Source organism: Roseateles oligotrophus, assembly GCF_014204525.1.
GTDB classification, from domain to species: domain Bacteria; phylum Pseudomonadota; class Gammaproteobacteria; order Burkholderiales; family Burkholderiaceae_C; genus Paucibacter_A; species Paucibacter_A oligotrophus_A.
In genome coordinates this window covers 166,360-180,266 of the sequence record NZ_JACHLP010000006.1, presented here as the reverse complement: position 1 = coordinate 180,266, position 13,907 = coordinate 166,360, and the positions used below count along the sequence as shown (strand labels likewise).

The following is a 13,907-nucleotide window of genomic DNA, read 5'->3' as shown; positions in this document are numbered from 1 at the left end:
CAGCAGCGAGCCTGGGCGGACGAAGAGCGGTATGCTGCGCTGGCTTTCTCTGTTAGAACCATGCTCATGCAAGGATCGGGAGAATGGATGGACGCGACAACTGCCTTCCCCAGCCTGCTCAGCCAGGGCCTGGACCTGCTGTTCAACACCGAGCTGCCCGTGGGCCTGGCCCTGCTGGACACCGAGTTCCGCTACGTCCGCATCAACAAGACGCTGGCGGACTTCAACGGCGTGCCCGCCCAGCAGGCCCTGGGCCGCAGCGTCAAAGCCGTGCTGCCCGAGGCCTATGCCACCCTGGGCCCCTTGCTGCAGCAGGTGCTGGACAGCGGCGTCGGCCTGCAGGGCTTTCGCGTCCAGGCCGAGGTTCCCAGCTTTCCCGGCGAACTCTCCGAGTGGGAAGCGAGTTATCTGCCGGTCAAGAATGACTTGGGCCACACCTGTGGCATCCTGGTCCAGGCCGTCAACATCACCGTGCAGGAGCTGGCCCTGCGCCGCGAGCGCGAGAGCGAGGAGCGGGTGCGCCGGGTGCTGGACAGCCTGTTTGTGCTGGTGGGCGTGCTGAGCCCCGAGGGCGTGCTGCAGGAGGCCAACCGCGCGCCGCTGGAGGCGGCCGGCATCAGCCTGGAAGAGGTGCAGGGCCAGTATGTCTGGGACACCTACTGGTGGCGCCACGACGCCGGGCAGCAAGCCTGGCTCAAACAGGCCGTCAAGGAAGTGGCCGCCGGCGGCCTGGTGCGCAAGGAGGTCAAGGTCTGCATGGCCGGCGGCAAGCTGGTCACCATCGACTTCATGCTGGCCCCGCTGCGCGACGAGGCGGGCCGCGTCACCCATCTGATTCCCTCGGCCATCGACATCTCCGACCGCGTGGCCAGCGAGCGTGCCCTGCGCGCCAGCGAGGCACGCTTTCGCAGCGCCTTCGAGGCCGCGCCCGATGGCATGACCCTGGTGGACGCCGAGCGCCGCATCCTGCTGGCCAATGCAAGCATGAACCGCCTGTTCGGCTACGCGGCGGGCGAGCTGACCGGGCGCTGCATCGACGAGCTGCTGCCGGCCGCCATGCGCCAGGCCCATGTCGGCCATGTGGGCCGCTTCTTCGCCACGCCCCAGGTGCGGCCCATGGCCGCGCGCAAGCCCCTGCATGGGCAGAGGCTGGACGGCAGCCTGTTCCCGCTGGAGGTCGGCCTGAGCCCGATTCCCGGCAGCGACCCGCCCGAGGTGCTGGCCACCGTCTCCGACGTCAGCGAGCGCGTCGCGGCGCAGACCAAGATCCAGCAGGCCTTGGAAGAAAAGACCGCCCTGCTGGGCGAGGTGCATCACCGGGTCAAGAACAATCTGCAAATCATCTCCAGCCTTTTGCGCCTGCAGTCCGCCAATGCCCCCGAGGCGGCCCGCCCCGCCCTGCAGGACAGCCAGTCCCGGGTGCGCGCCATGGCCCTGACCCATCAGCTGCTCTACGAGCGCAAGGACTTCGCCGGCATGGAGCTGGGGCCATATCTGCATCAGCTGACCACCTTGCTGTGCGAGTCCTATCTGGGCCAGCCCTCGCGCGTGCGGGTGGAGGTACAAGCCCCCGAGCAGGGCCTGCACATCGATCTGCAAACCGCCGTGCCCTGCGGCCTGGTGGTGAACGAGCTGGTGGTCAATGCGCTCAAGCACGCCTTTCCCGGCGGCCGCGCCGGCCTGATCCGCGTCTGCGCGGCCGACGACCCGGCGGCGCCGGGCAAGACCCTGACCCTCGAGGTCAGCGACGACGGCATCGGCCTGCCCGAAGGCATGGGCCTGGCCAGCGCCAATTCCCTGGGCTTCCAACTGCTCCCCCTGCTGGCCGATCAGATGGGGGCCAGCCTGGCCCTGCTGCCCGGCCCGGGGACTCGGGTGCGCCTGCAAGTCCCCCGCCATGAGGGCCTCTCCGCATGAATGCACTGATCGAAAACAAGCCGCAGAGCAAGCCGCTGCGGGTGCAGATCGTCGAGGACGAACGCATCGTCGCGCTCGATATCAAATTCAATCTGCAGCAGCTGGGCTTTGTCGTCACCGGCATGGCCAATAGCGAAAGCGAGGCCCTGGCCCAGGTGCGGCGCGAGCGGCCCGATGTGGTGCTGATGGACATCAATCTGGGCCGCGGCGGCGACGGCATCCAGGCCGCCCACCAGCTCAAGCAGGAGTTCGGCCTGCCGGTGATCTTCCTGACCGCCTACGCCGAGCCGGAGACGCTGGAACGCGCCGGCCTGAGCGCGCCCTATGGCTATCTGCTCAAGCCTTTTGAGCTGCGCGAACTCAATGCCACGCTGCGCATGGCCCTGGCCCGGCGCGAGGTGGAGCAAAAGACCGAACGCCTGGAGCAGCGCTTCCGCCTGGCCCTGGACGCCGCCAGCCTAGGCGTGCTGGAGTTCCACCGCAACACCGACACCCTGGAGCTGGACGGCCACATCGCCCACCTGATGCGCGGCAGCCCGCTGGGCTTCAAATTCTCGCGCCAGGAGTTTCTGGCTCGCCTGGTCGAACCTGCGGTGCGCGAGCGCCTCGGCTCCCTGCTGCAGCCGGGCGGCGTGGTCCACACCCTGGCCCTGTGGCAGCGTGATGACGATGAGTTGATCTGGCTGGAGATCCATGCCAGCCACTTCGCCGACGAAGACAAGGTCATCGGCGTGTTCCGTGACGTCAGCGCCCAGGTCCATAACGAGGAGCGCCTGCAGCAGGCGGCCGTCGTGTTCGAGTCCGCCGCCGAGGCCATCATGATCCTGGACGCGGCCTACCGGGTGCGGGCCGCCAACCCCGCCTTCAGCGCCCTCACCGGCTGGAGCCAGGCGGAGGTGCAGGGCCGCCACCCGGACGAATTCCTGCACGCCAAGCGCTCCAGCGACCGCGTGGCCGCGCGCGAAAGCCTGGCCGCGGGCGCGGCCGGCACGCCCTGGCAGGGCGATGTCTACTGCCAGCGCCGCGACGGCGGCATCTTCCCGGCCTGGGAGCATGTGGCGCCGGTGCTGGGCAAGGAACAGCAGGTCTCGCACTATGTGCTGAGCTTCAGCGACACCTCGGCCCTGCGCGATGCCGAGATGAAGATCCACCACCTCGCCTTCCACGACGCGCTGACGGGCCTGGGCAATCGCCACCACCTCAACCACTGCCTGCGCGAATGCATGAACCGCGGCCCCGGCGGCGGGGCGCCCGAGAGTTTCGCCCTGGTCTTCATCGACCTGGATGGCTTCAAGACCATCAACGACACCCTGGGCCACGCGGCCGGCGATCTGCTGCTGATCGAGATCGCCGCCCGGCTGAGCCGCCAGCTGCGCAGCAGCGATGTGCCCATACGCCTGGGCGGCGACGAGTTCGTGCTGCTGCTGCACGCCATCCAGCGGCCCGATGACCTGGCCGGCGTGGCCGACAAGCTGCTCGGCGCCGTCCGCCAGCCGGTCGATGTGGGCATGGGCGAGGCGGTGCAGGTCTCGGCCAGCATGGGCATCGCCCTCTTCCCCGACCACGCCGCCAGCGTGGACGATTTGATCAAGGCCGCCGACAGCGCCATGTATGCCGCCAAGGCCGCCGGCCGTGACCGCTACGCCTTCTACAGCGCCGCCCTCTCGGCCCGCGCGGTGGAGCGCCTGCAGATCGAGCAAGGCCTGCGCCGTGCCCTGGCGGCGCAGGAGCTGCGGCTGCACTGGCAGCCACTGGTCTCGATGCGCGACGGCCGCCTCCGCGCCGCCGAGGCCTTGCTGCGCTGGACCCATGCCGAGCATGGCCCCATCGCGCCCGAGCGCTTCATCCCGGTGGCCGAGGAGAGCGGGCTGATCGACGCCATCGGCGACTGGGTGCTGCAACAAGCCTGCGGCCAGGCCGCGCGCTGGCTCCAGGCCGGCTGCCACTTTGAGCGCGTGGCCGTCAACGTCTCGCCACGCCAGCTGCAGCACGAAGGCTTTGCCCAGCGGGTGGACGCCGCCCTGCGGCAGGCCCGGCTGGCGCCCGAGAAGCTGGAGCTGGAGCTGACCGAGTCCTGCTTGCAAAACGGCGACTCGGTGCTGCGCGCCCTGCATGGCTTGCGCGCCCTGGGCGTCCAACTCGCGCTGGACGATTTCGGCACCGGCTTTTCATCGCTGTCCATGCTCAAGATGCTGCCCATCAACCGGCTCAAGATCGACCGCAGCTTTGTCCGCGACCTGGCCCGCGACCCCAATGACCTGGCCATCGCCCGCGCCATCGCCGCCCTGGCCGGCACCATGGACCTGGCCGTGACGGCCGAAGGTGTGGAAAGCGCCGAGCAACGCGAGCTCCTGCTGGCCATGGGCGTGCAGGAGGCGCAGGGCTGGCTGTACAGCCCCGCCGTGTCGGCGCAGGAGCTGGCGACTTGGTTCAACAAGCCTGCGGGCATTTGAGGCCGAGGTCGGCGCCGCTGCCCTATACTCGCGCTTCGCTCCGGGGAGCCCTGCCGCACATCCAAGATGTGCCGGGCTGAGATGTGGTGGAAGCCACGGACCCGCTGAACTTGATCCGGTTGATACCGGCGTAAGAAGAGCCCGCTCAGATCCTGCTGCCCGCCACCCCTGGCCGGCCGGCGGCCCCGAGCAAGCCCTGCGCCTCAGCCTCATCAAGGCTGGCACTCCGGAGCACCCACCCACCGGAGCCTGCGCGCATGAACACCCTCACCACCCCCAAGCTGGCCGAAGCCGAGATCGATTTCCAAGCCCGCCTGCAGCAAAGCCGCGAGCCCTTGCCGGCCTCAGCCAAGCAATACCTGCACGGCCAGATCCACCCCGAGCTGCGCGTGCCGCAGCGCGCCATCACGCTCACCAATGGCGAGCTGGTGACGGTGTACGACGCCTCCGGCCCCTACACGGACCGCGCGGCCGACATCGACGTTCACAAAGGCCTGCCCGCCCCGCGCGCCGACTGGGTGCAAGCGCGCGGCGACACCGAGCTCTACAGCGGCCGCCCCATCAAGCTGGTGGACGACGGCCTGCGCGAAGAAGCCCAGCAGCAGCGCCTGCTCGAGATGAGCGCCGGCCTGCGCCGCCAGCCGCGCCGCGCCAAGTCGGGCGCCAACGTCACCCAGATGCACTACGCCCGCAAAGGCATCATCACGCCCGAGATGGAATACGTGGCCATCCGCGAGAACCAGCGCCACGAGTGGATGCGCGAGTACGAGGCGGACGCCGAGCGCGAAGCCCGACTGCTGGGCAACCCCTTTGGCGCCAGCATCCCCAAGATCATCACGCCCGAGTTTGTGCGCGAGGAGGTGGCGCGCGGCCGCGCCATCATCCCGGCCAATATCAACCACCCCGAGCTGGAGCCCATGGCCATAGGGCGTAACTTCCTGGTCAAGGTGAATGCCAATATCGGCAACTCGGCCGTCACGTCCAGCATCGAGGAGGAAGTGGAGAAGCTGGTCTGGTCCACCCGTTGGGGCGCGGACACGGTGATGGACCTGAGCACCGGCCGCAATATCCACACCACCCGCGACTGGATCGTGCGCAACAGCCCCGTGCCCATCGGCACCGTGCCGATTTATCAGGCGCTGGAAAAGGTGGGCGGCGTGGCCGAGGACTTGACCTGGGCGATCTTCCGAGACACGCTGATCGAACAGGCCGAGCAAGGCGTGGATTACTTCACCATCCACGCCGGCGTGCTGCTGCGTTATGTGCCGATGACGGTCAAGCGCCGCACCGGCATCGTCTCGCGCGGTGGCTCCATCCTGGCCAAATGGTGCATCGCCCACCACAAGGAGAACTTCCTCTACACCCACTTCGAGGACATCTGCGAGATCATGAAGGCCTATGACGTCAGCTTCTCGCTGGGCGATGGCCTGCGGCCGGGCAGCTTGTCCGACGCCAATGACGAGGCCCAGTTCGCCGAGCTGCGCACCCTGGGCGAGCTGACCAAGACGGCCTGGAAGCACGATGTGCAAACCATGATCGAGGGCCCCGGCCATGTGCCCATGCACATGATCCAGGTGAATATGACCGAGCAGTTGAAGCACTGCGACGAAGCGCCCTTCTACACCCTGGGCCCGCTGACCACCGATATCGCGCCCGGTTATGACCATTTCACCAGCGGCATCGGCGCGGCCATGATCGGCTGGTTTGGCTGCGCCATGCTGTGCTACGTGACGCCCAAGGAGCACCTGGGCCTGCCCGACCGCGACGATGTGAAGCAAGGCCTGATGGCTTACAAGATCGCCGCCCACGCCGCCGACATCGCCAAGGGCCACCCCGGCGCCCGCGCGCGTGACGACGCCTTGTCCAAGGCGCGCTTCGAGTTCCGCTGGGAAGACCAGTTCAACCTCGGCCTGGACCCCGACACCGCCCGCGCCTACCACGACGAAACCCTGCCCAAGGACAGCGCCAAGGTGGCGCATTTCTGCTCCATGTGCGGACCCAAGTTCTGCTCCATGAAGATCACCCAAGACGTGCGCGACTACGCCGCCAGCCTGGAAGCCCAGCAGGAAGGCATGGCCGACAAGAGCGCCGAGTTCAAGGCCCAGGGCGGCGAGCTTTACATCCCCATCCACAAGGCTTGAGCATGGCCCGCATTGCGATTGCGGGCGCCGGCCTGGCCGGCCGCCTGTTTGCCTGGGCGCTCGGCCAGGCCGGCCACGCGGTGCAGGTCTTCGAGGCCGGGCCCGGCCCGGCGCCGCTGTTCGACGGCCAGGGCGCGGCCGCCTTCACGGCCGCCGGCATGCTGAGCCCGCTGGCGGAGCTGGAAAAGGCCGAGCAAGAGGTCGCCCGGCTGGGCTGGGACTCGCTGCGCCTGTGGCCGCAGATCGTTGCGCGCCTGAGCGCGCCCGTTCGCCTGCAATGCGAAGGCAGCCTGCTGATCGCCCACCGCCCCGACCTGGCGGCCGCCCAGCGCGTGCTGGCCAGGCTGGGCGCGGATAGCGCGGGCCTCGAACGGCTGGACGCCGCCGCCCTGCGCGAGCTGGAGCCCGCCCTGCTGCACACCGGCCTGCAGGCCTGGTTGCTGGCCGGCGAGGGCCTGATCCACCCGCCCCAGGCCATGGCCGCGCTGCAGGCCGCGGCCCATGGCGTGCAATGGCATTGGCAAACCCCGGTGCGCGAGCTGCAAGCCGGCCGCCTGCTCTTGCAAAACGGCCAGGCGCTGGACTTCGACTGGGTCATCGATTGCCGCGGCTTGGGCGCCCGCAACGCTGCGCTGACGAGCAATCTGCGCGGTGTCCGCGGTGAGGTGATCGGCCTGGAACTGCCGGCCCATGGCCTGCGCCGGCCGGTGCGCCTGCTGCACCCGCGCCACCGCGTCTACCTGGTGCCGCGCACGCAAAACGAGCTGGTGCTGGGCGCCAGCGAGATCGAGAGCGAGGACCGCTCGCCCGTCAGCCTGCAATCGGCGGTGGAGCTGATGGCGGCGGCGCACAGCATCATGCCCGCGCTCAGCGAGGCCCGCATCCTGCGCCTGGACCGCAATCTGCGCCCCGCCCTGCCCGATAACAAGCCGCTGGCCCGAGCAGAGCCCGGCCTGATCCACCTGAACGGCCTGTACCGCCATGGCTGGCTGTTAGCGCCGGCCCTGGTGCAGCAGCTGCTCGTGCAAACGGCGCTGGGCAATCTGGAGAACTGAAAGATGAACACCATCACCCTGCAACTCGACGAGCAAGCCCTGACCCTGCCCGCCGGCAGCACGCTGGCCCAGCTGCTGGCGCACGCACAGCGCGCCCCCGAGAGCGTGGCCACGGCGCTGAACGGCCGCTTTGTACCGCGTGAGGCAAGACCTGGCACCCCACTGCATGAAGGTGACTCGGTCCTGCTCTTCAAACCCATCGTCGGAGGCTGAAGCCATGCAAGACGCTCTCATCATCGATGGCCACAGCCTGAGCAGCCGCCTCTTCCTCGGCACGGCCGGCTATCCCAGCCCGCAAACCTTGGTAGAGGCAATCGAGGCCTCGCAATGCTCGGTGCTGACGCTGGGCCTGAAGCGCACCCTGCTGGCGGGCGACAACGGCTTTGTCGCCCAGGCCTTGCAAGCGGCCCAGGCCCGCGGCGTGCGCCTGCTGCCCAATACCGCCGGCTGCCGCACGGCCCGCGAGGCGGTGCAAGTGGCGCAGATGGCGCGCGAGCTCTACGGCACGCACTGGATCAAGCTGGAGGTGGTGGGCGACGAGCACACCTTGCAGCCCGATCCCTTCGAGCTGCTGGCCGCCGCCACCGAACTCGGCCGCGCCGGCTTCACCGTCTTCCCCTACTGCACCGACGATCTGGTGCTTTGCCGCCGGCTGCTGGACGAGGCCGGCTGCGCCGTGCTGATGCCCTGGGGCGCGCCGATAGGCTCGGGCCAGGGCCTGATCCATTTGCAAGCCCTGCGCACTCTGCGCGAGCGCCTGCCGCAGGCGCTGCTGATCGTCGACGCCGGCCTCGGCGCACCCTCGCATGCGGCCCAGGCCCTGGAGCTGGGCTTTGACGCCGTGCTGCTCAACTCCGCCGTCGCCCAGGCGCGCGAACCGGTGGCCATGGCCGCCGCCTTCCGCGACGCGGTGCGTGGCGGCCGCCAAGGCTTTCTGGCCGGGCTGATGGCGCCGCAGAGCTTTGCCGTGGCCTCCACCCCGGTCAGCGGCCACGCCTTTCTGCTGGGGTCGGCATGACAAAAATAACTCATGATTTACCCAGCCCCTGCCTGCCCCCGGCCTGGCCGGAAGCGCCGGACGATAGACCGCCCATCGTCTGGGCCATCGCCGGCACCGACAGCGGTGGCGGCGCCGGCCTGGCCGCCGACACGCGCGCGGCGGCCGCCCTGGGCGTGCATCTCTGCCCCGTCGTGGCGGCGGTGACGGCGCAGAACTCGCTGGGCGTCGCCGCCGTCTTCCCGCTGCCGCCCGAGCAGTTGCGGGCGCAGCTGCAGGCCCTGGCCCAAGACCTGCGCCCCCGCGTCATCAAGTGCGGCCTGCTGGCCAGCGCGGCGGCGCTCGCCTGCGTGGCCCAGTGCGTCGATGATTTGCGTCAGCAAGAGCCGGTGGCCCTGGTTATCGACCCGGTGCTGGGCGCCACGGCCGGTGGCGCGGCCTTCGCCGATGCCAATCTGCTCCAGGCCTACCGCGAGCATTTGCTGCCCCGCGCCACGCTGATCACCCCCAATCGCCGCGAGGCCTTGCGCCTGCTGCAATGGGAGGAGCAAGGCCAGGCCACGCCGCTGCTAGCGCAAGCCCTGCGCGAGCTGGGCGCACAGGCGGTCTGCATCACCGGCGGCGACGATATCGCCAGCACGCCGGGCGCCGAAGGCCTGTCACTGGACTGGCTGGACGCACAGCTGCTGAACGCCCCCGTGCAAGGCTGGTTGGCCCTGCCGCGCCTGCGGAATCCCCATCACCACGGCAGTGGCTGCACTTTTGCCAGCGCGGCCGCCGGGGCCCTGGCCCTGGGCTACCCGGTGCCAGATGCCGTGGTGCTAGCCAAGATGCTGAGCTGGTCGGCGCTGCAAAACAGTGCCGCCGCCGGCGCCGGGGCCGGGCCGGTCAGGGCCAGCTGCGGCTTCGCCGAGGACGCCCGCAGCATGCCGGTGATGGGCTTCAATGACGAGTGGGCGCCCGAGGCCAGCACCCTGGCGCGCTGGACCCAGGTCTTGCGCGGCGAGGGCGGCGAGCAAGAGGAGGAGTTCGATCTGGGCCTGTACGCCATCACCGACAAGGCCGAGCGCGTGGCCGAACTGGTGGGCCTGGGCCTGCGCCAGATCCAGCTGCGCATCAAGGCCCAGCACACGCATTCGGAACTGGCGCTGCAGTACGGCATCCAGACCGCGCTGGAATCCACCCTGGGCTATCGACGCGGCGCCAGCCAGCTCTGGATCAATGACCACTGGCGCCTGGCCCTGGACGCCGGTGCCACGGCCCTGCATCTGGGCCAGGAGGATTGGGCCGCGCTTAAGCCCGGCGAGCGCACGCAGATCCTGCGCAGCGGCGCCAAGCTGGGCCTCTCCAGCCACAGCCTGTGGGAGCTGGCGCGGGCACGCGGCCTGGCGCCGCACTACATCGCCTGCGGCCCGGTCTGCGCCACCACGACCAAGGACATGCCCTGGCAGCCGCAAGGCCTGCGCAATCTGGCCTGGTGGGTGCGGATGGCGGGCCGGCCGGTGGTGGCCATCGGCGGCTTGCTGGCGCCGGCCCAGGTGGCCGACTGCGCCGCCGCGGGTGCGGCGGCGGCCTGCCTGGTGCGGGCGCTGGACGCCGAGGCCGGCGCGGGCCAAGGCCTGGCCGCCTTCGAGGAGGCCTGGCGGCAAGGGCGGGCGCGCAGAGGGGCTCAGCCGCGCGGCTAAGAGCCGCTGCTTACTCCGCCGGGCGGAAGCCCACCTCGACCCGGCCTTCGCGCGGCCGAGCAATGGGCTCGAAACGCCATTGCGAAATGGCTTCGATGGCGACCGCACTGAGGCGGCTGCTGGTCGAGCGCATGGCCTCGGCCTGCTTGACGCTGCCGTCCGTCTGCACCATGAAACGCAAGAGCACGGTGCCGCCGTTGAAGTCCTTCATCAAGCGGCGCGGGATCTGGGGTTCGATGCGGTGGATCAGCTTGAGCACCGGCTCCTCGTCCGCCACCGCGGCGACGGCCTGCGCGGCCGCGGAGGGCTTGGCCTCGGCCGGGCGGGCCGAGGCCGGAGCCAGGGCCAGCTGGGTCGCAGGCGCGGCCTTGCCCGGTTCGGCCGCGGCCAAGGCGCTGCCGTTGCTGCCGGGCGCAGCAGGGGCCGCGGGGGCGGTTGTGGCCGCCTGCGCATTGCCGCTACCGCTGCCGTTGCCACGCGCGGCTGGCACCTCCGCGACGGCCGTGGCCGCTGCACTGCCACCTTCTTGCTGCGCGGCCCGATGCGCCTGGGCCAGCCGCTCGGCTTCGCTGCGCGAGGCATTGCCGGGGGCCGTCTTGCTATTGCTGGCTGACTTGCCCTGGGCCGAAGCGCCCGCCTTGTCTTTGTCCTTGTCTTTATCGCTCGCCGTAGCCGTGGCGGTCGCCGCCGGAGCGGCTGCGGCGGCGGCAGCACTCTGCTTCTTGGCCGTGGCCTCGTTATGGAAGCGAATCCAGGTGAACACGCGGTCGGCGGTCTTTTTCGCGCGCTCCTCGGCGCTGTCGGCGTCGGCATCGGTGTCGGCCTTGGCCTTGGTGGCGCCCGGCGCCTGCGCATAGACCCCCAGGCTGGCGCCCATCAGCAGGCTCAGGGCCAGGGCCGACGACGCTGCAGATGAAGCAAAGAAAAATTTCAACGGCGATGAGCCGGCACACAAGCGCATGGTCAAGCACTCCCCCTCAGGTCTTGAACCAACACCCCGAATCGCTAGGCTGTAGATCTTGGCGACTGAACCTTGGACCCGCAAACGCTGCTTTGACGCGGCGCCACCGGTCGGCCAAGCGCCAGCGGACCTGAAGTTCTTTGACTTTTGCCCTCCCTGCCGCGACTCCCTCTGGGCGATGGAAGGTTCGCAGTGTATGAATGGAAGCCCCTGTTGCGATGCTCGGGTCAACCCTAGGAAATCCGGGTGGCTTACAAAAAAGTCAACATCAAAATTGGGGGTGATGAGCCCGACGTGCAAAATTGCCACGCCTCGCACAAATTGCGGCAATTTTCACTCTGCCGGACTGCCATTCGCCGCCGCCCAGTCCGCACAAGGCGTGCCCTGATGGAACTGCATCTGCCAGCCCTGGGTTCCCAAGCGCCAGAGGGAGCTGCGACGGCTATGCCGGTGCAGGCGGCCCTGAGCGTCGCAGTGGGCGGACTCGTAGTTCAACAAAACCAGGCCGGGCACGAGCAGCTGAGCTTGGAAGTTGCGTGCCTGAACCTGGTGCAGGCTGGGCGCGGGCGCCGCGCCCGCGGCGATCAGCAAGGCCAGCATCTCCTCGCGCTGGTAGCTGCGGCCCGAGTAGCCGATCTCGCGGAAGTCTGGATGCAGCAGGGCTTGGAGGCGGGGCAAATCCGCCGCCGTCTTGTCCAGATGCAGCTCGCATTCGAGCGCTTGCAATTGCGGCAGCAGGTGGGTGAGTTCGGTGTCGGCTTGCGTCATGGCGGCTCGATGGGTGGCGGAAAGGTTTGCGGCGCCACGATAACCTCTCGTCGCCCGCCGAAAAGTCCAGGCCAAACGCATCGGCCGACTAGCCCCAACGAAAAACCGGCCGCCCTCACCTGCTCACACAGGCAAGAGCGGCCGGGCCTGGGCCCTCCTGCGGCAGCCTCGCTTGCAACCCGGCTGCGTGAGGAGGGCGGCTCAGCGCCGTCTTAGCGCTTGGCGTCGAAGCGCAGCACGATGCTGCGCACCTGGTCCACCGACACGCCGGCCTTGCGCTTGAGCGCGCTCAAGCCATGGGCGCTGAGCAGCTCGGTACCCAGCTGCGCGGCCTGCGGCGGCATGGCGGCACGCAAGGTGCCATTGGCCAGCAGCTCCAGCGTCATGCTGGCCGTCTCGCCCCGGCCCAGATCGAGCAGGGTCTCGGCGCGGGCGCTGACGGCCTGGCTGTCCAGCTGGGGCAGCTCGGCCTCGGCCAAGCTGCGCGGCACCAGGCTCAGGCTGTCACCCTGGTCTTGCACCAGATAGTGGCCCAGGCGATCCAGGCCACCGTTGGCGCCAGCGTCGCGGAACAGGGGCAACACGTTCTGCACCGTTTCGCTCGGCGCATGGCCCGCCAGGCTCATGCTCAGTTGGCCGCCGTTGCGCAACAGTTGCTGGCTGCCGTCAACGGCCACCGCCGCACCCGCGCCCGCGCCGTCGGCCAGCGCCAGCAAGGACGATGCCGGCCCCGTCGCCGGCAAGGCATTCGCGCCCTGCAAGCCGGCCACGGTGCCGCCCGCGTTGGCGCCGCCATTGCCACCGCCATTGCCACCGCCATTCCCGCCCGCATTGCCATGGCCCGCGCCACCGGTGCCATTGCCGCCCTGCGGCTTCAGCACCAGTCCGGCCGTCTGGCCTTGCGTATCCAGACCCTGGATACGGCCGCGAGCCTCGACCGGGTTCTGCGCCAGCTGGTAATTGCCGGCATCGACGCCGTCCAGGTTCAGCTTGACGCTGACCTGCTTGCCCTCACCGGCCAGCAAATCATCGAACTGACCCTTGGCCTGGGCTTGCACGCTGTCTCCCGCCACCACACCGATCAGACCAGGCGACTCCAGCTGCGCTTCGCGCGAACCGTCGAAGTACTTGTCCTTCACCACCAGGGGCGTGGTCTGCAAGGTCTTGGGCGTGATATCACCCTTGACCTGGCGCTGGGCGCCGTCCAGCTGGTAGTTGCCGGCGTCGGCACCGCTCAGACCCAGCGTCACCGCCACGTCCTTGGCCTTGCCGGCGTTCTTGTCGGCGAACTCGCCTGCGCGGGTGGTGTCGACCTGGTCGCCAGCGATCAAGCCGTTCAGCTTGCCGCCGCTGACTTCGGCCTTGCGATTGCCGTCGTAGACCTTGGCCGCCACGGCCACCTCACCGGCCGTCACGGTCTTGGGCGTGATATCGCCCTTGGCCTGACGCTGGGCGCCGTCCAACTGGTAGTTGCCCGCATCGGCACCGCTCAGACCCAGCGTCACCGCCACGTCCTTGCCTTTGCCGGCGTTCTTGTCGGCGAACTCGCCTGCGCGGGTGGTGTCGACCTGGTCGCCAGCGATCAAGCCGTTCAGCTTGCCGCCGCTGACTTCGGCCTTGCGATTGCCGTCGTAGACCTTGGCCGCCACGGCCACCTCACCGGCCGTCACAGTCTTGGGCGTGATATCGCCCTTGGCCTGACGCTGGGCGCCGTCCAGCTGGTAGTTGCCCGCATCGGCACCGCTCAGGCCCAGCATCACCGCCACGTCCTTGCCTTTGCCGGCGTTCTTGTCGGCGAACTCGCCTGCGCGGGTGGTGTCGACCTGGTCGCCTTCGATCAAGCCGTTCAGCTTGCCGCCGCTGACTTCGGCCTTGCGATTGCCGTCGTAGACCTTGGCCGCCACGGCCACCTCACCGGCCGTCACAGTCT

10 protein-coding genes and 1 riboswitch are annotated in these 13,907 nt (G+C 69.2%); of the genes, 7 read left to right on the top strand and 3 right to left on the bottom strand.

The features are described from left to right. Window positions 1-87: 87 nt before the first annotated feature. The 7 genes from HNP55_RS15470 (at window position 88) to HNP55_RS15440 (ending at window position 10,248) form a co-directional block, all read left to right on the top strand. The gene (locus tag HNP55_RS15470; protein WP_184301154.1) at window positions 88-1,917 is read left to right on the top strand and encodes a PAS domain-containing protein; all 1,830 of its coding nucleotides are present in this window, start codon (window positions 88-90) and stop codon (window positions 1,915-1,917) included. Next, window positions 1,914-4,370 (top strand): EAL domain-containing protein, encoded by a 2,457-nt coding sequence (locus HNP55_RS15465; RefSeq protein ID WP_184301152.1) that lies wholly within the window; start codon window positions 1,914-1,916, stop codon window positions 4,368-4,370. Before HNP55_RS15470 ends, HNP55_RS15465 begins: the two co-directional genes overlap by 4 nt. Window positions 4,371-4,401: 31 nt before the next feature. After that, window positions 4,402-4,524: riboswitch (TPP riboswitch) on the top strand. 103 nt (window positions 4,525-4,627) lie between these two features. After that, window positions 4,628-6,511 carry a phosphomethylpyrimidine synthase ThiC gene (thiC, locus tag HNP55_RS15460; protein WP_184301149.1) on the top strand — a complete coding sequence of 628 codons (1,884 nt, stop codon included), beginning with the start codon at window positions 4,628-4,630 and terminating at the stop codon, window positions 6,509-6,511. A 2-nt stretch (window positions 6,512-6,513) separates the two neighbouring features. Continuing rightward, window positions 6,514-7,566, top strand: a complete 1,053-nt coding sequence (locus HNP55_RS15455; RefSeq protein ID WP_184301146.1) for an FAD-dependent oxidoreductase — start codon at window positions 6,514-6,516, stop codon at window positions 7,564-7,566. A 3-nt stretch (window positions 7,567-7,569) separates the two neighbouring features. Beyond that, complete coding sequence (gene thiS, locus HNP55_RS15450; protein ID WP_184301143.1) at window positions 7,570-7,779, top strand: sulfur carrier protein ThiS; 210 nt, start codon at window positions 7,570-7,572, stop codon at window positions 7,777-7,779. Between the two features lie 4 nt (window positions 7,780-7,783). Continuing rightward, window positions 7,784-8,584 carry a thiazole synthase gene (locus HNP55_RS15445; protein WP_184301140.1) on the top strand — a complete coding sequence of 267 codons (801 nt, stop codon included), beginning with the start codon at window positions 7,784-7,786 and terminating at the stop codon, window positions 8,582-8,584. Beyond that, entirely contained in the window at window positions 8,581-10,248 is a 1,668-nt protein-coding gene (locus HNP55_RS15440; RefSeq protein ID WP_184301137.1) for a bifunctional hydroxymethylpyrimidine kinase/phosphomethylpyrimidine kinase, read from the top strand. The genes HNP55_RS15445 and HNP55_RS15440 overlap by 4 nt, the downstream gene beginning before the upstream one ends. A 10-nt stretch (window positions 10,249-10,258) precedes the next feature. On the opposite strand, the gene HNP55_RS15435 is transcribed toward HNP55_RS15440, so the two are convergent. From HNP55_RS15435 to HNP55_RS15425, 3 genes are all read right to left on the bottom strand, one after another. Beyond that, window positions 10,259-11,182, bottom strand: coding sequence for a TonB family protein (locus HNP55_RS15435; RefSeq protein ID WP_184301135.1), 924 nt, complete (start codon window positions 11,180-11,182; stop codon window positions 10,259-10,261). A 360-nt stretch (window positions 11,183-11,542) separates the two neighbouring features. Beyond that, a complete protein-coding gene (locus HNP55_RS15430) occupies window positions 11,543-11,977 on the bottom strand; it encodes a DUF4440 domain-containing protein (protein WP_184301131.1) in 435 nt (144 codons plus the stop codon). Between the two features lie 212 nt (window positions 11,978-12,189). Next, window positions 12,190-13,907: YDG domain-containing protein (locus HNP55_RS15425; protein ID WP_246448445.1), on the bottom strand; the 1,718-nt coding region annotated here is incomplete at its 5' end.